General features: G+C 56.5%; 18 protein-coding genes and 1 pseudogene. 13 read left to right on the top strand and 6 right to left on the bottom strand.

Annotated features, from left to right (window positions below; genetic code table 11):
• Nucleotides 1–4: 4 nt before the first annotated feature.
• Genes C7444_RS17520 through C7444_RS17510 form a run of 3 tightly spaced genes read right to left on the bottom strand, consistent with a single transcriptional unit; the run spans nt 5 to nt 3,097 of the window.
• Entirely contained in the window at nt 5–1,489 is a 1,485-nt protein-coding gene (locus C7444_RS17520; protein ID WP_146219435.1) for an O-antigen ligase family protein, read from the bottom strand.
• Between the two features lie 30 nt (nt 1,490–1,519).
• Entirely contained in the window at nt 1,520–1,789 is a 270-nt protein-coding gene (locus C7444_RS17515) for a hypothetical protein (protein WP_146219434.1), read from the bottom strand.
• A 30-nt stretch (nt 1,790–1,819) separates the two neighbouring features.
• Nucleotides 1,820–3,097: a glycosyltransferase WbuB gene (locus C7444_RS17510; RefSeq protein WP_110402150.1), complete on the bottom strand. Its 1,278-nt coding sequence runs from the start codon at nt 3,095–3,097 to the stop codon at nt 1,820–1,822.
• A gap of 422 nt (nt 3,098–3,519) precedes the next feature.
• Here C7444_RS17510 and C7444_RS17505 point away from each other — a divergent pair, with 422 nt between their 5' ends.
• From C7444_RS17505 to C7444_RS20045, 12 genes and pseudogenes are all read left to right on the top strand, one after another.
• Nucleotides 3,520–4,479 (top strand): GDP-L-fucose synthase family protein, encoded by a 960-nt coding sequence (locus C7444_RS17505; RefSeq protein ID WP_110402149.1) that lies wholly within the window; start codon nt 3,520–3,522, stop codon nt 4,477–4,479.
• A gap of 45 nt (nt 4,480–4,524) precedes the next feature.
• Complete coding sequence (gmd, locus tag C7444_RS17500) at nt 4,525–5,661, top strand: GDP-mannose 4,6-dehydratase (RefSeq protein WP_110402148.1); 1,137 nt, start codon at nt 4,525–4,527, stop codon at nt 5,659–5,661.
• 6 nt (nt 5,662–5,667) lie between these two features.
• A complete protein-coding gene (locus C7444_RS20070) occupies nt 5,668–6,558 on the top strand; it encodes an SGNH/GDSL hydrolase family protein (protein WP_146219433.1) in 891 nt (296 codons plus the stop codon).
• Nucleotides 6,559–6,768: 210 nt separating this feature from the next.
• Nucleotides 6,769–7,785, top strand: a complete 1,017-nt coding sequence (locus tag C7444_RS20065) for a hypothetical protein (protein WP_146219432.1) — start codon at nt 6,769–6,771, stop codon at nt 7,783–7,785.
• Nucleotides 7,782–9,071: a lipopolysaccharide biosynthesis protein gene (locus tag C7444_RS17495; RefSeq protein WP_146219431.1), complete on the top strand. Its 1,290-nt coding sequence runs from the start codon at nt 7,782–7,784 to the stop codon at nt 9,069–9,071. Before C7444_RS20065 ends, C7444_RS17495 begins: the two co-directional genes overlap by 4 nt.
• A complete protein-coding gene (locus C7444_RS20060; RefSeq protein ID WP_146219430.1) occupies nt 9,064–9,882 on the top strand; it encodes a hypothetical protein in 819 nt (272 codons plus the stop codon). Before C7444_RS17495 ends, C7444_RS20060 begins: the two co-directional genes overlap by 8 nt.
• 36 nt (nt 9,883–9,918) lie before the next feature.
• Nucleotides 9,919–11,232 carry a hypothetical protein gene (locus C7444_RS20055; protein ID WP_146219429.1) on the top strand — a complete coding sequence of 438 codons (1,314 nt, stop codon included), beginning with the start codon at nt 9,919–9,921 and terminating at the stop codon, nt 11,230–11,232.
• Nucleotides 11,225–12,205: an acyltransferase family protein gene (locus tag C7444_RS17490; protein ID WP_110402146.1), complete on the top strand. Its 981-nt coding sequence runs from the start codon at nt 11,225–11,227 to the stop codon at nt 12,203–12,205. Before C7444_RS20055 ends, C7444_RS17490 begins: the two co-directional genes overlap by 8 nt.
• Before the next feature lie 27 nt (nt 12,206–12,232).
• Nucleotides 12,233–12,889, top strand: a complete 657-nt coding sequence (locus C7444_RS17485; RefSeq protein WP_110402145.1) for an acyltransferase family protein — start codon at nt 12,233–12,235, stop codon at nt 12,887–12,889.
• A gap of 14 nt (nt 12,890–12,903) precedes the next feature.
• On the top strand, nt 12,904–13,305 hold the full coding sequence (locus tag C7444_RS20050; RefSeq protein ID WP_146219428.1) for an acyltransferase family protein: 402 nt from the start codon (nt 12,904–12,906) through the stop codon (nt 13,303–13,305).
• Between the two features lie 124 nt (nt 13,306–13,429).
• Nucleotides 13,430–13,842, top strand: a pseudogene (locus C7444_RS17480) (transposase); the annotation flags it as partial.
• 28 nt (nt 13,843–13,870) lie between these two features.
• The gene (locus C7444_RS20045; RefSeq protein WP_146219427.1) at nt 13,871–14,845 is read left to right on the top strand and encodes a DUF6625 family protein; all 975 of its coding nucleotides are present in this window, start codon (nt 13,871–13,873) and stop codon (nt 14,843–14,845) included.
• 260 nt (nt 14,846–15,105) lie between these two features.
• Here the strand turns inward: C7444_RS20045 and C7444_RS17475 are convergent, their stop codons facing one another.
• From C7444_RS17475 to C7444_RS17465, 3 genes are read right to left on the bottom strand one after another with little or no spacing between them, the layout of a single operon-like run.
• Nucleotides 15,106–15,678, bottom strand: coding sequence for a putative colanic acid biosynthesis acetyltransferase (locus C7444_RS17475; protein ID WP_110402144.1), 573 nt, complete (start codon nt 15,676–15,678; stop codon nt 15,106–15,108).
• Entirely contained in the window at nt 15,675–16,781 is a 1,107-nt protein-coding gene (locus tag C7444_RS17470; protein WP_110402143.1) for a glycosyltransferase family 4 protein, read from the bottom strand. The genes C7444_RS17475 and C7444_RS17470 overlap by 4 nt, the downstream gene beginning before the upstream one ends.
• On the bottom strand, nt 16,778–17,935 hold the full coding sequence (locus C7444_RS17465; RefSeq protein WP_110402142.1) for a glycosyltransferase family 4 protein: 1,158 nt from the start codon (nt 17,933–17,935) through the stop codon (nt 16,778–16,780). The genes C7444_RS17470 and C7444_RS17465 overlap by 4 nt, the downstream gene beginning before the upstream one ends.
• A gap of 326 nt (nt 17,936–18,261) precedes the next feature.
• On the opposite strand from C7444_RS17465, the gene C7444_RS17460 reads away from it, so the two are divergent.
• Nucleotides 18,262–19,674 (top strand): hypothetical protein, encoded by a 1,413-nt coding sequence (locus C7444_RS17460; RefSeq protein WP_146219426.1) that lies wholly within the window; start codon nt 18,262–18,264, stop codon nt 19,672–19,674.
• Nucleotides 19,675–19,747 lie beyond the last annotated feature (73 nt).

Genomic DNA, 19,747 nt, shown 5'->3' with positions numbered 1-19,747 from the left:
CTTCTCACCTGGATTTCACACGATCGGCCCGCGCCGGCACGGGCACACTCCATGCCACGGCCAATAGTACGGTCAGCACCAGCGCATTGGTGGTTACCTGTAGATTGAAGTCGACGGTCGCGTGCAGGAGGGCGCAGAACAGCGCCATGCCCACCCCCGCCGCGATCCCCCGGTCGAGGGGGCCGGTGCGGTCGCTCATCAGGCGCGCCACGCGCCACACCGTCAGCCCCACCGCCAGCGCCAGCAGCGCCAGCCCCGTCAGGCCGGTGTCGGCCGCGATCTCCACGTAGTCGTTGTGCACGTGGTCGTAGCGCAGCGGCAGCGCCTGCTGCTTGACCGCCGGAAAATTGATGTGGAAGGTGCCCCCGCCCCAGCCCGTCCAGGGCTTGAGCCGCACCAGCTGCAGCGCGTCCTCGGCGGCGCGCAGGCGCTCTTCCATGGTTTCTTCGCGGCGCGGCGGCGGGGCGCCCGGCGTGCCCGACGCGGCGGCCTCGGCCTGCTGCGCCAGCTCGGTGGCCTGCAGCCGCTGCACCACCTGGTCCAGCCCCACCCACTGGCCGATCACCACCAGGTCCACCACCAGCAGGCTCACCACCAGCAGCCCGGCCGGCAGCCGCAGCCGCGGCGAGGTCCACATCACCCAGCCGCACAGCAAAAACAGCGCGATGAAAAACGCCCCGTTGCCCGCGCGCGAGCGCGTCAGCACCAGCGTGATCACCAGCACCACCAGCAGCAGCCGCACCAGCATCTTCGGCGACATCACGAAGCGCATCAGTGCCAGCAGCCGTTCGCGGCCATTGCGCGGGCGCGCCGCGTCGCCGCCCATCTGCGCCAGCATGATGCCGATGCCCGCCGACAGCGTCAGCACCATGAACTGGGCCAGGTGGTCGGGGTTGGCGAAGGTGCCGCTGGCGCGGGTCGAGCCCCCTGTCGGGTGGCCGAAGATCTCGTACTGCCCGCCGGCTGAAAACAGCACCACCGCCAGCAGCGCCTGCAGCACCCCCGCGGCCAGCAGCCCCGACATCAGGAACAGCCGCCGCCGGGGCGTGTTCACCAGCCGCTGCACCACCACGAAGGCGGCGGTGTAGGTCGCGCAGCGCAACACGTATTGCCGCGTCACGAAGGCATCGGCCGTCTCGCCCACGCCCAGCAGCGGCAGCGAGGCCCACAGGCCGAACAGCGCCAGCAGGCCCGCCACCACCCAGGCCCCGCGCGTGCTGCCGGGCGGGTTCAGGTCGACCAGGTCGACGATGTCGTGCCGGCCGCGCCGGTGGTCGGCGCGCGCCGCGTGCAGGCTCAGGCGGCGCTGCCGGCAGACCGTCCAGGCCTGCAGCGCCAGCGTGCCGCTCAGCAGCAGGCCCACCCAGGCGGCCAGGATCGCCACCCCCCAGCCGCGGTTGCTCGCCAGCGGAACGGGCGCCCAGATCAGCGCGAGCACAAAAAAGCCCAGCAGACCACGTTCGGCCTGCCGGGCCCAGCTCAAGCGCACCCTGAAGGTGTCAGCCAGAACTGCCTCGCCTTAGCAGGGGCTGATCGCGTTCGGGGTGCAGGTGGGGATCACCTTCACCGCCGGCGCTGCAGCCAGCTGGGTCGCGATCACCGCGGCCACGACCGGGTCGGTCACCTTGGTGACCACGACCGGCACCGGCGGCTGCGGCAGCACCGGCACCACGACCGGGATCGCCGACTTGGCGGCACGCGTCTTGACGACCGCCGCGCTGGCCGTGGCCACTGACAGTGCAGCCACCAAAGCCACTGCAACCACGCGGGTTGCCTTGAAGTTCATCATCCTGAGACTCCTTCTAAATGAAAAAACACACTACACACCACCAGTGTGCTGGTGATCCATGGGCAGCTCAACCCCCGAGGTCGAGTGGTTAGCACACGCCAGCAGACACACCTCCAGCCGTTTCAGCACCGAGCTCTGGGCCAGGTGCTGCTCGGCGTAGTGGCGCGCTGCCGTTCCTAACTCGTCGCGCCGTGGCGCGTCGTCGGCCAGCTCGCGCAGCGCCTGGGCAAAGGCATCGGCATCACCCGGGCTCACCACCCGGCCGCAGCGCCCCACCACCCGTTCAAGCTCCGTGCCCGGGTGGCTGGTGGTCACCACCGGCCGGCCGCTGGCCAGCATGCCCGACAGCTTCGAGGGCATCACCAGGTCGGCCGCCCCCGGGTGCTGCGGCAGCAGGTGGATGTCGGCCATGCCCAACAGCTCGTTGAGCCGCTCGGCCGGCTGCAGCGGCAGCATGCGCACATTGGTCAGCCCCTGGCACTGGGCCTCGAGCTGCGGCTTGACCACGCCGCTGCCGCACAGCACCAGCATCAGCTGGGGGTGGGTGGCTGCCAGCTGGCGCGCCACCTCGGGCAGCAGCTCCAGGCCCTGCTTGCCGCCCATCGTGCCCGAGAACAGCGCCACCACCGTGTCATCGCTCAGCCCCAGCTCGTCGCGGTAGCTGCTGCGGTGGGTCAGGCGGGTGATGGCCTGGTCATCGACCCAGTTGGGCAGGTAGACCAGCCGCTCTTCGGCCACGCCCTTGTCGCGCGCCCGGTCCAGCATGCGGTGCGAGATCGTCGACAGCCGGTCAAAACGCTGCAGCAGCCAGCGCTCGATGCCCGTCACCAGCTTGCGGCGCAGGCCGCCGCTGTTGAGCAGGCCCAGCTGGTAGGCCGCGTCCACCTCGAAGTCCTGCACATGCAGCCACGCGCGGGCGCCGCTCAGCCGGGCCGTCAGCCAGGCCCAGGGCGCGCACACCACGGCCGGCGCCACCACCATCACCACGTCGGGCCGCCACAGCAGCTGGCGCGCCAGCAGCGGCAGCGCCGCCACCGAAAAGCTCAGCAGGTGCAGCACCCGCTTCAGGCCCGAGGGCCGGGCCGGCACCCACAGCGGCGCCCGCCACACGTCCACCCCGCGCCAGCGGCTGCGGGTGTAGCCGTTGGTCCAGCCTTCGGTGATCTTCCAGCCCGGGTAGTAGGGCGGGGCGGTGACCACGCGCACCTCGTGGCCCATGGCGGCCAGGCGCTCGCACATCTCTCCGCTGTACTTGCCGATGCCCGTGGGCTCCGGGTGGAAGTTGATGCCATGCACCAGAATTTTCATGATCCCTGCCTGTGGTGGTGTGCTGCAGCGTTCATTAGAGCGGGTCCACACGGGTTTTCGAGGGGCATCGGTGCCACACCACCCGTTTGCGGGGCCTGCTGCCCGACGCTTTTTCTCCCGATCCAGTCTACGGGTAAATGCTGAAGCGGCCCCTCTGGCGAATGTGAAATCAAACGCAACAAACGCCTTTACCGCCCAGACATCCCCCGTTCGCGGGGCGGTGGCGGCGCGTGACACACCACCCCTGGCGCTTGCCCGCACACTTCGGGTTGACCCTGATCAGGGGGCCGGCGCAGGGGGGTTGCGAACTAACTCGCGGAAAGCCCGTTTTTGCGGCTTTTTCGCCCGCCTGCGGTCTGGACACCCGGGGTCAGCTTCGGCCTACTGCCACTGAAACAGACTTGCCCACAGGAGGAACCCGCGTGCCCCACGCCGCTGTCACTGGCTCAACCCTTGAGCCCACCGCCAAGATCTACGTCACCGGCCACCGCGGCATGGTCGGCTCGGCCATCGTCCGCCGCCTGCAGGCCGCGGGCTACCAGAACATCCTCACCCGCACCCACGCCGAGCTCGATCTGCTCGACCAGCGCGCGGTGCACGCTTTCCTGGCCGCGGAGCAGCCCGACTACATCTTCATCGCCGCGGCCAAGGTCGGGGGCATCCAGGCCAACAACGTCTACCGGGCCGACTTCCTCTACCAGAACCTGCTGATCGAGGCCAACCTGATCCACGGCGCGCACCTGGCGGGCGTGCAGCGGCTGATGTTCCTGGGCTCGTCGTGCATCTATCCGCGCGACTGCGCGCAGCCGATCCAGGAAGACTACCTGCTGACCGGCCCGCTGGAGCAGACCAACGAGCCCTACGCGATCGCCAAGATCGCGGGCATCAAGCTGGCCGAGAGCTACAACCGCCAGTACGGGCGCCAGTACGTGAGCGCCATGCCCACCAACCTGTACGGCCCCAACGACAACTACGACCTGGCCAACAGCCACGTGCTGCCCGCGCTGCTGCGCAAGGCGCACGACGCCAAGCGGCGCGGGGACGCGGAATACGTGGTCTGGGGCACGGGCACGCCCAAGCGCGAGTTCCTCTACGTCGACGACCTGGCCGACGCCTGCGTGCACCTGATGGAGACGGGCTACGACGGCCCGCTGGTCAACGTGGGCACGGGCACGGACGTGACCATCCGCGAGCTGGCCGAGACGGTGATGGAGATCGTCGGCTTCGAAGGCCGCATCGTCTTCGACGCGACCAAGCCCGACGGCACGCCGCGCAAGCTGCTCGACGTCAGCCGCCTGGCCGGCCTGGGCTGGACGGCGCGCACCTCGCTGCGCGAGGGCATCCGCCGGGCCTACGAGGCCACCCCTTTCTATTCCGCCTGAATTCCGATTCAAGCGCCCGAGAAATCAATTCAAGGAAAACTGCACATGACGACCACCAACACCAGCACCAAGAAGATTGCCCTGATCACCGGCGTGACGGGCCAGGACGGGGCCTACCTGGCCGAGCTGCTGCTCAAGAAGGGCTACGAGGTGCACGGCATCAAGCGCCGCTCCAGCCTGTTCAACACCGACCGCATCGACCACCTGTACCAGGACCCGCACGTGGACAACCGCCAGTTCACGCTGCACTACGGCGACCTGACGGACTCGACCAGCCTGGTGCGCATCATCCAGAAGGTGCAGCCCGACGAGATCTACAACCTGGCCGCGCAAAGCCACGTGGCGGTGAGCTTCGAGGAGCCCGAGTACACGGCCAACGCCGACGGGATCGGCGCGCTGCGCATCCTGGAGGCCATCCGCATCCTGGGGCTGACCAAGAAGACGCGCTTCTACCAGGCCAGCACCTCCGAGCTCTACGGCCTGGTGCAGGAGATCCCGCAGAAGGAGACCACGCCGTTCTACCCGCGCAGCCCGTACGCGGTGGCCAAGATGTACGCCTACTGGATCACGGTGAACTACCGCGAGGCCTACGGCATGTACGCGTGCAACGGCGTGCTGTTCAACCACGAGAGCCCGCTGCGCGGCGAGACCTTCGTCACGCGCAAGATCACGCGGGCGGTGGCGCGCATCGCGCTGGGGCTGCAGGACTGCCTGTACCTGGGCAACATGAGCGCGCTGCGCGACTGGGGCCACGCGCGCGACTACGTCGAGATGCAGTGGCTGATGCTGCAGCAGGACCACGCCGAGGACTTCGTGATCGCCACGGGCGTGCAGTACAGCGTGCGCCAGTTCGTGGAGCGCTCGGCCGCCGAGCTGGGCATCACGCTGAAGTTCGAGGGCGAAGGCGAGAAGGAAGTGGGCGTGGTGGTGGCGGTGACGGGAGACAAGGCCAAGTGCAAGGTGGGCGACGTGATCGTCAAGGTGGACCCGCGCTACTACCGCCCCACCGAGGTGGAAACGCTGCTGGGCGACCCGACCAAGGCCAAGGAGAAGCTCGGCTGGGTGCCCACGACGTCATTCGAGCAGTTGGTCAAGGAGATGATCGAGTCCGACTACACGACGGCGCGCAAGGACAGTCTGGTCAAGATGGCCGGGTTCCAGGCGTTTGATCATCACGAGTAACTTGCCATGAAATTCACTCTCCGCAAAAAGTGGGCTGTCGCCGGTTCCTTCATTGCGCTGCTTCTTTTTGCGGAGGTGGCCGCTCGCCTTTCCGGCGTGATCGACTTTCCTCTCTATCTGGCCAGCAGCGAAATCGGCTATGAGTTCGCGCCGAACCAGAGCGGAACATTCCTGGGCGGCAAGCGGTGGAACTACAACGAATATGGAATGGGCTCGGGGCCGTTCTTGCCGAAAGATGGCGTCATCGACATCCTTCTGGTGGGTGACAGCGTGGTCCTGGGTGGCAACAAATTTGACATGAGCGAGCGGCTGGGCGCACAGCTGGAACGTGAGCTTGGCGTTGGCTACAAGGTGTGGCCAATTTCGGCGGGAAGCTGGGCTCTGTTGAATGAACTGGCTTGGATGAGGCACAACAAGGCTGTAGTTGAAGCCGTTGATACTGTTGTGATAGTTTCAAATGCGGGGGATTTTGCTGTGCCGTCCTCCTGGTCCTGCGAGGAAACTCACCCTAGAAGTCTGCCATATTCTGCGCTCGTGCATTTGGTAAAAAAATACTCCGGAGTTATTCCTCTGTGCACAGAAGTTCCTCCCAAAAAACTTCTGTTTCGCGATAGATCGCTGACTCAGGATTTGATTGACTTTTCTGTATTATTTTCACATAAGACTGTTGCTGTTTATTATCCCAATAAGGGTGAATTATTGGCTCGATCTGTGCCGAGTGGAGGGGTGGATGTTTTTCAAAAAACATTTTCTTCCGCAGGCGTGAGAATTATTGATGGAGTACTGGGTGATAAAGGTTGGGGGCTTGAATACTATGGGGATGATGTCCATCCAAATTCTGCCGGGTATGGGTTTATGGCTAAGTATTTATCGCTGGCATTGAAGGGGCATGATTGAAGCTCTGGTTGCCGACATGGCTGCCCTTGTTGTTGAAATATTGGGCCGTCGCGATGCCTGAGTAATCGTGGCCCAAGATGGTTGGGTTCGAAGCCATTAAGAATCGGAGGAAATTTTTTAACGAAATTGGCCTTTGCGATGTGGGTGGTCAAAAGCATCTTACCTATTTGATTGGTTTCTTTTTATATATTATTTATTTAGGATAATAAAGTGGCATCGGTGCAATTGTATTCGCGCGGGCTTGACGGGCATCGGGCTGCCTATTTGGGATTCACTCAGCGGCTGCTTGGTGGTTATCGCACGGACATCAAGGGTTTGATGTTTTCGTCAAACCCGGCCATGTTTCTGATGATCGAGGAGTCGTTTGCTCTCTATCTGTTTTCGGCGTTGTGGCGCAGTCTTTTTGGGTGGAAAACTGTCGGATTGCTTTTTCGCCCGAAACCCGCGCTCTATGGCGTATCGGTACGCCTGAAGTTGAAAAGTTTTCTGCTGAAACAACTGAGACGCGTAGCTGTTGTACAGACGCTTTCGATCGTCCCTGCGTCACTGGACTCCAGGATAATGGAGATTGCCGACGGTTGGATATACGACTTTCAGCTCTGGGATATCGATGCTGCGGCGCAGCAGAAGTTTTTGGAAATTTCTGGCTCGCAGGCATCTGGAGATGCTGTTGATCTTTTGCAGGACTTGTCCAGGCGTGCTGCGGGCAAAAAGATTGTCGTTGCGATAGGCGGTCAGGATAAAAACAAGGGATTTGACGATTTCTCGAATTTTTATTCTGCTCCTGGTGTGCGGGATCAGTGGCTTTTTGCGTCCGGTGGCAAAGTCAGTGAAGATTGTCAGGTATATAAAAATCAAATTGAAGCTGCTGGTGCCCATGTGCTGGATCGATTCATATCAGACGATGAGTTGATGGCACTCTATGCAGCGAGTTCGGTCGTCTGGTGTGCTTATTCTGAAAACTATGATCAGGCCTCTGGCATCCTTGGGCGTGCAGTTCAGTTTGGAATACCTGTGATCGTGCGCGAAGGATCATACAGCCATCGGTTCTGTCAGACAGAAGGCATTGCTCATGTGTCGCTGGGTGCGCAGATTGACGTGTTGAACGCACTGAATGAGCTTCCTCCTCCTGTTCAGAACAATCTCGCAGAGCGATTCAGAACTAGCAGCTTGAACTCGCTTCATATCGCGTTGTGGGGTCGATCTGTTTCAGAAAGCAATGGATGACTGCATCCAGGTTTCATCTCAAGAAAAATGTCGGCAATGCGGTTCTGTATTTTTCTGCGAATATAGCTCTGGTGTTTGTCAGTTACCGGTTGGTGATCAAACAAGGCGGAGTAGGTGAATTGGGGCTCTGGTCGACGCTGATGGCCTGGATCTACATGATCCGATTGGGCGATGTCGGTATGGCGAGCGCGATTTCCAGGTTCGTTTCCATGCGTGATCTGGATGATGAGGCGGAGAAAATCAGGACTTATATTGATACAGGCATCCTGTTCAACATGGTGCTGTTTTTTTGCCTGAGCATTGTCGGTTATTTCTTGATGCATTCGGGAATGAGTGGCATCGTTTCCGAAGACGCGCTGCAGAAATCATTGAACGTTCTTCCCTTGATGATGCTCGGATTTTTCTTGACCAATATATCCGGCTTGATGCTAGGAGCTCTGCAAGGCCTGCATTGGGGTTTTGTGTCGGCAAGGCTCAGCACGATCGGAACCTTTCTTCAGTTGATCGTGGTTGTCTTTCTCGTGCCACGTCTCGGATTGCTTGGGTTGGCGTGGGGTGTCATAGCCCAGCATGCCGTGATGGTGGTTGCAGGTTGGGCCTTTGTGCGAATCAGGATGGCTACAGGTCCCTGGTTGCCCGTGTGCTGGTCTCGCGAGGCTCACCGGGAGATGCTTGGATACAGTCTGAAGGTGCAATTCGTCAATCTGGCGAATGGCGTATTCGAGCCCCTGTCCAAGATATTGATCAGCCGTTTTGGGTCACTTGAGATGCAGGGGCTTTATGAGTTGGCCTACAAGACGGTGGCGCTCCCCAGAAATGCGGTGATGTCTGGTGCTCAGGCAACATTGCCTGCAATGACCGGCTTGCTTCACAGCGATCCTGGCGCAGCGAAGAACCTCTACAACAAGGTTTTGAAGATGGTTGTCCGATCAACAACGGGCGTGCTCCTGTTGGTGGTGTGCGTCGCGCCATTGATTTCAATGCTTTGGATGGGTGACATCAAGTATTCATACTGGGTGTTTGTCGCTTGTTTGGCAATTGGATTTGTTGTTAATACAGCAGGTGCGCCAGCCTACAATCTTGGGTTGGCAGCAGGGAAGATTAAAAATAATTTGCACTCTGCAATATTGACGCTTTTGTCGATGATTGTTTTTGGGATTGGGTTGGGGTACTTGTTCGGCGTTCAAGGTGTTGGTGCGGCAGCAGGTCTGGCCCTCGCTGCAGGTGGACTCTACATCAAGCAACGCAATGAAGTCGATATTCTGAATCGAGCTTGTCATGGCTAATGTATTTGCTAGTTTTGCTACTCCAAATTTTGCTGGGCGGCGTGATTATTTGTGTGATAGTGCATTGGCTGTAGGTTTTGATCGAGCTCTTAGATTTTCTCCGGATGATTATCTTGGGACTGATTTTGCGACTCGCAACGCCGAGACTCTGGCTCTCCCTCGTGGTGCTGGTTATTGGCTCTGGAAACCGTGGTTGATACGTGAGGCACTTCGTGGATTGAATTCAGGTGACTTACTGGTTTATTGTGACGCAGGACGAAGTGACTATTACAAATTAACTAGATTTCCAAAAAAGCTTTCGGAACTTGCTAGAAGCAATGGACATGGCTTTTTGCTCGGCCCAGTCATTAGTCAACATGGGCCAGTTTCTCATTGGACAAAGCGGGATTGTTTGCAAATCATGGGGATGGATAGACCGGATGTACTTGTTCGGCCGATTATTCAGGCTACTTGGAGCCTCTGGACTCCAAGTGACTTGGCATTTTCATTCCTTGATCAATGGTTGACTTATTGTGAGGATTCGAGATGTCTTGCTGATAATTTGAACGTCTTGGGGTTTGATAATCATTCTGGCTTTCGAGATCATAGGCACGATCAATCTATTCTCACTCTATTAGCATATAAAAACAATTCTCCGTTTTTGGATTTTACGAGCACTGGTGTTTTTGGTTTTCTGGGTCTTCGCAAGAAATCAATGCTGGCAAATTTTTTTTTAAAACGCATTGATGATGCCGAAAATCTACTTAACAGAGGTTTGGCTGTGGCGCTTGCGGCTTCTCTATGGGATCTGAAAGTTAAAAATTTATCTTGATTCTTAGAATCATTGTGAAATTTATTGAAAACAATTATGAATGCTCATAAAAATATCTATGCGATCGCAATGTGGTTTTTATTGCCCCTTGCATTTGATTTCAAAGGAACCGAAGGTGGTGGTAGTGTTGTCCAGGCTTTATATGTGCTAATTGTTTTGGTGGCGTATGTATTTTATATGTCCGAAAATTATTGGAGACTGGTGAGTGTAAGCCCCCGTTCCATGGCGTTGTTGGTCGCATTTTTTATATTTTCAATTGGCTCGGTTGTTGTTGCCTTATTAAATAATATTCCTTTTTCTAATACATGGCGAACTGTGTTGCCATTTTTGTTGGTCTGGCTATCGCTGTCGTATTTTGCGTCAATTAATATGACTGGAAACTGGCTTGTTGTTTATAGTTGCATTATTAGGTGTGGATCTATTTCTGTTGTATTTTCTGCTTTTTATGCATTTTTTGTTGTGGGTGTTAGTATTGATTCTGCTAGATATGAAATATTGTCGCCTGCGCTGGTTCCATTTGTCGCATTGCTTTCCTATGGGTATTTTGTTGGGTTCGGCATCAGGTTTTTCGACAAAATTTGTGCTGTCTTAGGTGTTGTTTTGGCGGCGCTTAGTGTTACACGTAGTACGGTTTTGGCTCTGGTTGGCGTGCTTATTGCTGCAATAATTTTGGCTGCATGGCAAAAAATACTAGTTAAAAATAAATTTAACGGAATTTTTTATACGGTAATGTTCACATTTTTTATATTAATTTTGGCTTCTGTGGTTGGTGAGTTTAGTATCTATGAACGATGGGATTCTAAGGTATTTAAATCTAATGCGGATCTTGGTTTCGATGTTACTAGTATATCAAGGTTGGCTGAGGCGGAGAATCAATTGAGCCAATGGTTGGTCGACTATAAGTCGATTTTTTTTGGAAATGGGGTGGGTGCGATATTTTCATATGACTCAAGCTATTTTGACTTGCTCGTTGCTTCTGGAGCATTTAATGTTGACTTTTTGATTGCTATTCAAGATTATCAAGGGGGGCATAATTTTTATATTTTTGTCTTATTTGCTGGCGGATTGGTTTTTGGCGGAGCTTTGCTTGCCGGAATAATTTTTAGCTTTATTGTTTCGTTGGCTGCTGTGGTGAGTTCCAGGGACTCATCAAATATAATTGGCGGTAGAGATTTTTGTTTTGAATATCAATTGGTGTCCGCTGTTGGTTTTTTGGGGTTTTTGTCTTTTGTATTTATAAGTATTGGCGGGACTCCGTTGGGGTCGAGATTTGGTGCTGTTTATCTAGGTGCAATTTTTTCATTCGCTTTATATTCCGGATGTTTTAAAAGGCTGAAATTTAATGCTTAAGTTTGGTCAATTTCCGGTAAAAGATGCATCATTTGGTGTTGCATTTTCGCGAGGTATTGGGATAATTTTAGTGGTCTGGGCTCATATTTTTCATGGGGGAGTTCATGACTTTATATATAAGTTCCATATGCCGTTGTTTTTTATGATTTCCGGATTTTCCGTAAGATTTTTTGGTAATAATCAATTAAGCATGAAAGCGGTTTACAGGATTTTTGCGCCTGTTTTTTTTGCGGTTTTCTTTCTGACTTTGCCGATTATATTTTCAACTGAATTGTATAAATATTACCATAGCGGAAAGTTGTTTAATTTTTTGGATGATGGTTATCGATACAATTTTGGGCGCCCCGGTATTGGTGGTGTTTACAGTGCGTATTGGTTTATATTTTCTCTGTTTTTTATTAAAGCATTGAGTTTTGTTTTTTCCAAGATGTGTGAGCGAGATGTATTGTTGTTTTTTGTAAGCGTTTTTTTTGGTGCTTTAATATCTCTTTTTAATAAGGAAATGCATAGTGTGCCGAGAACTTTTATAGGGGCGCTGTATTGTTGGCAATTTTATGTTTTTGGTGTTGTCTTGGTTAATCTTGACGCAAATAAATATAAAATTCTAGCTGCATTTTTTATTTTTTTTATTTTTGATAACTTTTTAGATTACTCCGGATTAGATGTTTCGGCTAAAAATTTTGGAATTCCTTTGTGGAGTCCATTGTTTGCGTGTGTGGTTTCCGTTTTAATTTTTCGGTGTGGACTTTTTTTTAAAGAAAAATTGATGTGGGTTGGTGTTGTTGTTGTTTATTTCGGAAGTAATTCTCTATCTATATTGCTGTATCATCAGGCTATACATTTAGCATTAATAAATATTTTTGAAGAGGTTAATGGCTGGCTGGTTTTTCTTGTTGCACTTTGTTTGCCGCTTTTGCTTCCAATGCTTGCCAAAAAAATGGGCGTTGGTGGTATTTTCTTCGGCATTAAGTAGTTTGGTATTGGGTGTAAATAAATTATTATGAATAAGTTGCAATTATTGCAAATTTTGCGGGCGGTGGCGGCAATAATGGTTGTGTTTGATCATTCGCTAACAATTTTAATTAAACATCCTTATGCCGAGTATCCTTTGAGGGATTTTGCTTGGTTTCTTGGCGAGCAGGGGGTTGTGATATTTTTCGTCATAAGTGGATTTATCATGATAACCACTTCTTGGGATGTTTTTCAAAAGAGGCGCGCTGGATTTTATTTTCTAAAGAATCGGTTGTTCAGAATAATTCCAATGTATTGGATATTTACTTCGTTGGCTGTTTTATTGACTGGGTTTGGTTTGTGGAATCAGCCAAAAGTTATTTCAGTCGAAACAGTTATTAAATCATTTCTTCTCATTCCATATTTGGAGGCTGGTAGTTATGCTGGGCCAATCCGACCAATTCTTGGTCCGGGCTGGACTTTGATGTATGAATTATTTTTTTACATAATTTTCGCGATCGGCATTTCTTTTAAGAAGTTTTATGGTATTTTTTTTATAAATTTTATTATATTATTATTATTGTTTGTATTTAATTCCGTACAGGAGGGTTTTGTCTCCTATGATTTAATTGTTTTTTTAGTAACCCGCTTCCGGTTTTATTTTTGGTCGGTATTTTTTTTGGTTGTATTTATAAGTCTAATTTAAAAATTAATATTAAAATGGCGAAGATTTTTTGTTTGCCGTTTTTCGTGGTGCTGCTTTTTTCGGTTATTTGGCCATCGCTTTTTTTCGAAAAATTTCACTTAATTAAATATTTTTCTTGGGTTTCTGCTTGTTTGTTGGTTGTGGGTGTAGTTTTTGTCGAAGATTTTTATTTCGTTTTTTTTGGAAAAATACTCTGTAGACTTGGTGATAGCTCTTATTCTTTGTATTTGAGTCATATATTTGTTGTTTTGTTTTTAATGAAAATATGGGCAAAGATTGATTTTATTTATCCGATTGGATTTTTGATTTTCTGTGTTATTGTGAGTGTTTTGTTTTCTGCCGTTGTTTATGGTTACATGGAGGCTCCAATAAATGTCTTTCTCAAGAGGCGACGCAGTGCTTCCACAAATCCATGAGAGCAGCAGTGCAAAGGCCACTCCCAGAACCCCCTGGTGTTTGTCAACGTAGAGGCCGCTTGGTGCGGCGTGAAATCAAGTTCTAGGGATGGTCTGCACAAATGAGTCACTGATGTGCTTGAAGGCCCCGGATACGCTGGGGCAGTTGATTGCGATGACGGTCACGCCCGGCCGACGAGCAGGAGCGAGCCAAAGTCAAGGCGCTGTGCGAGGCGGTGCAGGTGGCCACCGGCGAGACGGTCCAGCTGGCGTGGGCCGACCAAGGCTACACGGGCGAGCAGGCCAGGCAAGATGCCAAGGAAAGCGGCATCGACCTGCAGATCGTCAAACTGCCCGAGGCGAAGAAGGGGTTTGTCTTGCTGCCCCGCCCGGCGCTGGGTGGTCGAGCGCAGTTTCGGCTGGCTGTCGCGGTTTCGTCGGCTCAGCCGCGATTTCGAGCGTTTGCCTCAGGTGCTGGCCAGTTTGCATTTCGTGGTCTTCGCCATCCTCATGCTCCCCAAGGCCGCAGCGGTGCTGGCTTCGGGGGGAAGTTCATAACACGCTCTAATCTCTGTCGATTGGATTTATGAAAAATTCTGTATGCATTGTCGCTGTGTATTTTGGGCGGTTGCCTGATTACTTTCCTTTGTGGTTGAAATCGGCCGCTAAGAATGAAAGTTTTAATTGGCTACTTATTACTGATGCGGATGTTTCTTGTTATGGTGATATTCCTGCGAACATCATTGTGGAGCGAATGGGTTTTTCGGATTTTAAGGATTGTGCGGCGGAGCCCTTTGATTTCGAGATATCTTTGCGTGCGCCTTACAAGATTTGTGATTTTAGGCCGGCATTTGGTGTGATTCTCTCGCGGTATTTATCTGGATATGATTGGTGGGCGCATTGTGACTTGGATGTAATTTGGGGTGATTTGTCAAAATTTTTCTCTGATTCTGTGTTTTGTGATTTCGACAGAATTCAAGAAAATGGACATCTAACTTTTTATAGAAATACAGATTATATTAATAACATGTTCCGTACGCATGACTATTTCCTTAGTCATCGCGAGGTTTTTTCTTCGGATCGGTCGTATTGTTTCGATGAGTGGGGTGGTATACATAATATTTCATATGCTGCCGGAGTAAGAAATTACTGGAATAAAAAAATATTCGATGCAAATAGCAATTCATTTATGCTGCGCGATGTGTGTGGTGGAAATTTTAAATTGCAAATCCTGTACTGGGAGGATGGTTGTTTGTATCGCGAGTATGTTGTCGAGGATGACAATATTTGTTGGGCTAATCCTGTTGTGTGTCGTGATGAGTGGGCTTATGTCCATTTGCAGAAGAGACCAATGAGGTCGATTGATCTTAAATTGATAGGCGCACGAGGGTTTTATATTTCCCCGGACAATTTTTCTGTTAAAATGAAAAGGGAACATTGTCGTGCTGATTTTTTTGAATTGAACAAGAATCGTGTATTTTATAGAGTCAAGAAGAGATTTTTTGTTTTGGCTCGTAATTGGGTGCGGCGTTTTAAGTGGTTGTTGGGTTCGTTATCTTAAAACGTGTTACGAACGCAATCGTCCGGGCAAGATATCTGGTGGATATAGCCGGAATGGCGTAATCGGACACATGTCCACGCCATTTTTGAACTGACCACGGAAGGTTGGATGCATATCCACTTCGCAATTGAGTTTCCCCGGCCGAGGAATTCAGTCGCTGACTTGAGGTTGTCAGCGATGGGACAGCAGCTGGGACACCCGTGATGCCTTGTGCGTGGCGGCGTTTGTTAGCGTAGATGCCGGCTTAGCGGCGCCTGAGATCAATTTCTGGCCTTGATCGGCCGGCATGGGGAGCCGAGGCACACCATGTTGGGCGGCAGATCGCCGAACACTGAGCTGCGCGCACCGATGACTGATCCTGAGCCGATGGTGACGCCTGGGGCGACGAAGGTGTCGGCGGCGAGCCAGCACTGGTCGCCGATGGTGATCTGCTGGCCGCGGATGGGGAAGTCGGGCTGCTGGTAGTCGTGGTCGCCTGCGCACAGGTAGCTGCGTTGGGAAACGACAGCGTGTGCGCCGATCGAGATGGGGCCCAGGCTGTAGAGCACGGCGTCGTCGCCGATCCAGGCGTGGTCGCCGATCTCGACTTTCCAGGGGTAGGTGATGGTGGCGCTGGGGCGGATGACGACCTTCTTGCCGACCTTGGCGCCGAAGAGTCGCAGCAGTGCGGCGCGGTAGCGGTAGGCAAACTGCGGTGAGCCGCGGAAGAGGGTGGCCTGCACGGCCCACCAGAGTTGAACGTACCAGCCGGGGCGGCCGCGGAAGCCGGGGGGCATCCTGAAGCGGGAGAGGTCTTGCACTTGTGCGGGGGCGGCTTCAGGGCGGGTGGTCATGGGCTCGATGTGGATGGGTGGCTGATGTCTTGCACCAGTTGCCGCAGGGTGCGCTCGCTGCGCTCGGCGGTCGTCTGGTAGTGCTGCTGGATGGCGGCACGTTTGGCCAGGCGCCGGGCCGGGTCGAGTGAGGTCAATTCCTGCAGGGTTTGAATCGCCTGGGATTCGAAGGCTTCGGCGGGCTGTGCGGAGCCGCAGTGGTCGGGCAGCATGCCGCCGATGCAGCCACGATGCGCCGCCACGACGGTGGCGCCGGCCTGGAGGGCCTCGTGCAGGGTGACGGGCTCGGCCTCGTTGGCGTAGCGCGTCGGGAACAGCAGCAGGTCGATGCGCTGGAAGAAGCGCTGCTTGTCGGCGCCATACAGCGGGCCGAGGTGCCTTGCCTGGGGCAGGGCGGCCAGCTCGGCCTGGAAACGATCGAGGATGCCGGGGTCGACCGGACCGGCAATCTCGGCTTCATGGGCCAGTCCGGCCTCGGCGGCGCGGCGCAGCACGGCAAAGAACTCGAAGATGCCTTTTTCCGCGGTGATGTTGGACAGGAATCCGACCTTGATGGCTTGGCGGGCCGGGTGGTATTCGGGGGTGGTTTCCGGTGGGCTCATGGCCGGCAGGAAGGCCGCGTTGGACAGCACGATCAACTGTGCTTGCGGGATGCCGTAGGTGGCGCCGATGGCCTTGGCCATTTCGGGGCACAGCGCAATGTGCCGGGCCCGGCTCAAGACCTTCATGCACGCCCCGGTGAGGCGTGAGGGTTGATTGAGGTAGGCGAAGCTGTGGTGGTGCACGTAGGTCGGGATGCCCAGCAGGCGGGCCACGACAAAAAAGGGCAGGTCGAGCAGCTGTCCTTTGCCACCCGAGAATCCGGCATACACCGAGGTGGGGCGCCGCGAAGCCGCGGCGATGAAACCGCCCAGCAGGCCCAGCCAGTGGCCGAGGGCCCGGCCGGCTTTGCGGGTCGCGCGGGCTCCGGTGGCCTGGGCGGGCAGCGCCCGGTTGAAGACCGTCACCGGGCCGGCCTGTTCCAGGCGGGCCAGCATGGCCGCGTTGATCGCTGAAAAGCCGTGCACCGGCGGGGGCAAGGGGCCGAGGAACAGGATGCTCATGCCGGGCGCTGGTTGCGTTTCAGGATGGCTTGGCAGCCTTCGACGATCTGGCGGGCCGCGTTGGCCGGAGAGAACTGGCGCATGTGCTCGATGCAGCGGCGTGCGGTGTTTTCGGTGTGGCTGAAGGCGCCGGGCGCGGCCAGCATCTTCTCGGCCAGATCGATGGCGCTGTTGGCCTGGAAGACGAAGCCCGTCTGTGCGGCGACGACCAGCTCGGGCACGCAGCCGCAGATGTTGCTGACGATGGACGGGCAGCCGTGGCTCAGGGCCTCGTTGACCACCAGCCCCCAGGGCTCGCTGGTGCTGGGAAGCACCATGGCGGTGGCGCTGGCATATTGCTCAGCCAGTTTGTCGATGCCCATGCTGCCGGGCAGGTGGATGTTGTCCTGCAGCCCGGCTTGCGCGACCTGCTGCAGCAGGGCGTCCCGGGTGGGGCCGCCGCCGATGATGTTGAGTTGCGCCCGGGGATGGACCTTCACCACGCTGGCCATGGCCTGGATGAGGGTGTCGAGCCCCTTTTCCGGCGAGAGGCGGCCGACGTAGACGAAGCGTGGCGCCTCGCCCTCCTTGGGGGCGGCTTCCAGGCGGCGGGCCAGGGCGGTGGATTCGTCGTAGTCGAGGGACAGCGCCGCGGCCTGGCAGCGGAAGTAGATCTTTTCCGAGGGCACGCCGTGCTGCATCAGGTATTCGCGGCTGCGAATGCCGTAGCCGAAGAAGCCGTCGCACTGCGAGAAGAACAGCCGCTTGGCCAGCGCTTTCAGCAGGCGGCTGGGGCGGTCGTAGGCGGTGGAGTCGCAGAACACCGCGCGGGGCTTGCGGCGCACCATCAGCGTGGCCAGCATGGCCCAGTATTCGATCCGCTCGAAGCCGGCCAGCACGACCACGTCGGCCTGGGTCTTCCAGGCGCGGGCCACGAGCGCTGCCGTGCGTTGGTAGGTGGGCACGCTGGTGTAGGAGCCCGGGAAGATCAGCTCGTACGGGTAGCGGTGGTAGTTCAGGTCCACGCCGCCGAGCGCGACGCGCTCACCCTCGGTCTCGGCGATCTGGGTGAAGGACACCTGGGTGCCCGAGCCCTGGGTCAGGTCGTGGATGGCGGAGAAGACGCCACCCTTGTACTTGGACCACATGATGTTGTGGAAGATGGCAATTTGCATGGGTGGTGTGGGTGCAGGAGTGGCAGAGGGTCGTCATGGGCATGACATCGGCGATGTCATGCATGTGGTCGAAGATACGGCACCTGGGCGCCCTGGAAAGCCTACGGATCCACCGGGCGCATCAGTTTGAGTCAAGGTTCTCAGCATCACTGCTCTTCGGATCCGAATGGCGACAGTTGCCCCCCGTGTTCCCGGGGTGGCGCCCTGAAATCAATGCCGTGAGAAGGGGCTTGGCCGGTATCGTGACGAAGCCCGTGCAAGAGGCGTGCGCACCGGGTCGGTCATGGGCGACAGAGATCGCCAGAAAAACGCTCAGGGAAATCTCGATGAAATTGAACAAGCTGCACGCTCGGCTCTGGCGGGACTTCGCCCATCTGGAAGCCAATGAAGTGCCGGTTCGTCCGGGTCGTTCGGCCCGGCCGCTGGCGCCGGACGCGCTGCGTCCGTGGGCCGCCGCGTCGAGCTGGTCGGTGGTCATCGAGACCGGTGCCGACGAGCGGCGCCCGCTGGGGTGGCGCACGGCTCAGGCGTCGCTGGCGGATCTGGTGTCGTGGTGTGCCCGGCCTGAGGTCCTCCGGGTGTTGCCTGCACAGCCCGTGCAGGCCCTGGTGGCTGCGCCTTGCTCGTTGTCGTGGGAGGCGCTGCTGTCGCAGGGGGCCGGGACCAGGGTGGCTTGCTGCTGGATCGGTTGCGGCGAAGGGGCGGCGCCCCGGCAGCGCCCCGGGCATCGTGCGCTGGCCCAGGTGAGCTGGGATCAGACGGCAGTGGCCGCACCCCAGCCGGACGGACCGGTGCATGGACGCGTGATGCGCCAGCCGCCTGCCGATGGTGCCGATGCGCCTCATGACGTGGACATCGTGGTCCGTTGCCTGCCGTTCGATGCCGCCGTCCTGGATGCGCTGGACTTCGCGCTGGCAGAAGCGGCGAGTGCAGGCGCCGTGCCGTTGCTGCTGCTGGATGTGGATTACCAGGCGGTGGTGGCCGACCAGGACGATCTGCTCGGCGCCAAGGTGCGAGCCTTGTCCGAGGCGGGGCAGGTGGTGGTGTGGGCCGCGCCGCGACGGGGCACTCGGCCCGATGCCGTGTTCCGGGGCGTGCTGGGCTCGGCGGTCACGGGCGGGGCGTCGGCTCAGGTGTGTGGTGGTTTGTTGCCGGAGCGGGAGCTGGACACGGTGTTGCGCTACGAGTCCGGCATGGCGCTGGATGTCCGCATCACGGCCCCCGACGGTGCCGTGGCGGTGGTTCCAGCCAACACCGGCAGCGCCGTCAGCACCCGAGCGGTGGAAATGGCCGGATGTCTGGTGCAGGTGACCCAGGTGGCCGTGAGCGCGCAGCAGGCGCAGCGCGAGGTCTGGATCCGCTGCATGCCCGCAGGGCGCAAGCAGGGTCGCCAGCGCACGCAGGATGAGATCTGGACGCTGGAGCTGCGCAACCCGGGTCGGGGGCCGCTGAACCTGGAGGTGCGCCAAGCCTCCGGCTATCCGATGCGGTGGAGCGTGGCCGGTGGCGTGATTCGGGAGCAGGGCCGGTCGCACCGCGCCGACGAGGCGCTCGTGCTGGCCGATGAACGTGCGGCGGCCGCTTTGCAGATCCATTGTTTGCTGGCCGCGCTCAAGGGGCGGAACGTGACGCGGCATGACGCCTTCAGGCTGCTGCAGACGAGGTTGACCGAGGCCCCGACCGCACGCCCGATCAGCGCCGCCCGATCGATCGATATTCCAGCCCGAAGCCGCGGATGAGCGCGGGCTCGTAGAGGTTGCGCCCGTCGAAGACGACGCGGTCCTGCACGGCCTCGCGCATCGCGTCGAAGTC

The organism is Sphaerotilus hippei (assembly GCF_003201595.1).
In the GTDB taxonomy this organism is placed as follows: Bacteria; Pseudomonadota; Gammaproteobacteria; order Burkholderiales; family Burkholderiaceae_C; genus Sphaerotilus; species Sphaerotilus hippei.
This window is presented reverse-complemented; position numbering and strand designations above follow the sequence as displayed.

Excerpts from the sequence above, each read along its gene's own strand:
- C7444_RS17515 (WP_146219434.1), bottom strand. The coding sequence starts at position 1,789 with ATGATGAACTTCAAGGCAACCCGCGTGGTTGCAGTGGCTTTGGTGGCT.
- C7444_RS17510 (WP_110402150.1), bottom strand. The coding sequence starts at position 3,097 with ATGAAAATTCTGGTGCATGGCATCAACTTCCACCCGGAGCCCACGGGC.
- gmd (WP_110402148.1), top strand. The coding sequence starts at position 4,525 with ATGACGACCACCAACACCAGCACCAAGAAGATTGCCCTGATCACCGGC.
- C7444_RS20070 (WP_146219433.1), top strand. The coding sequence starts at position 5,668 with ATGAAATTCACTCTCCGCAAAAAGTGGGCTGTCGCCGGTTCCTTCATT.
- C7444_RS17495 (WP_146219431.1), top strand. The coding sequence starts at position 7,782 with ATGACTGCATCCAGGTTTCATCTCAAGAAAAATGTCGGCAATGCGGTT.
- C7444_RS20060 (WP_146219430.1), top strand. The coding sequence starts at position 9,064 with ATGGCTAATGTATTTGCTAGTTTTGCTACTCCAAATTTTGCTGGGCGG.
- C7444_RS20055 (WP_146219429.1), top strand. The coding sequence starts at position 9,919 with ATGAATGCTCATAAAAATATCTATGCGATCGCAATGTGGTTTTTATTG.
- C7444_RS17490 (WP_110402146.1), top strand. The coding sequence starts at position 11,225 with ATGCTTAAGTTTGGTCAATTTCCGGTAAAAGATGCATCATTTGGTGTT.
- C7444_RS17485 (WP_110402145.1), top strand. The coding sequence starts at position 12,233 with ATGAATAAGTTGCAATTATTGCAAATTTTGCGGGCGGTGGCGGCAATA.
- C7444_RS20050 (WP_146219428.1), top strand. The coding sequence starts at position 12,904 with ATGGCGAAGATTTTTTGTTTGCCGTTTTTCGTGGTGCTGCTTTTTTCG.
- C7444_RS20045 (WP_146219427.1), top strand. The coding sequence starts at position 13,871 with ATGAAAAATTCTGTATGCATTGTCGCTGTGTATTTTGGGCGGTTGCCT.
- C7444_RS17475 (WP_110402144.1), bottom strand. The coding sequence starts at position 15,678 with ATGACCACCCGCCCTGAAGCCGCCCCCGCACAAGTGCAAGACCTCTCC.
- C7444_RS17470 (WP_110402143.1), bottom strand. The coding sequence starts at position 16,781 with ATGAGCATCCTGTTCCTCGGCCCCTTGCCCCCGCCGGTGCACGGCTTT.
- C7444_RS17465 (WP_110402142.1), bottom strand. The coding sequence starts at position 17,935 with ATGCAAATTGCCATCTTCCACAACATCATGTGGTCCAAGTACAAGGGT.
- C7444_RS17460 (WP_146219426.1), top strand. The coding sequence starts at position 18,262 with ATGAAATTGAACAAGCTGCACGCTCGGCTCTGGCGGGACTTCGCCCAT.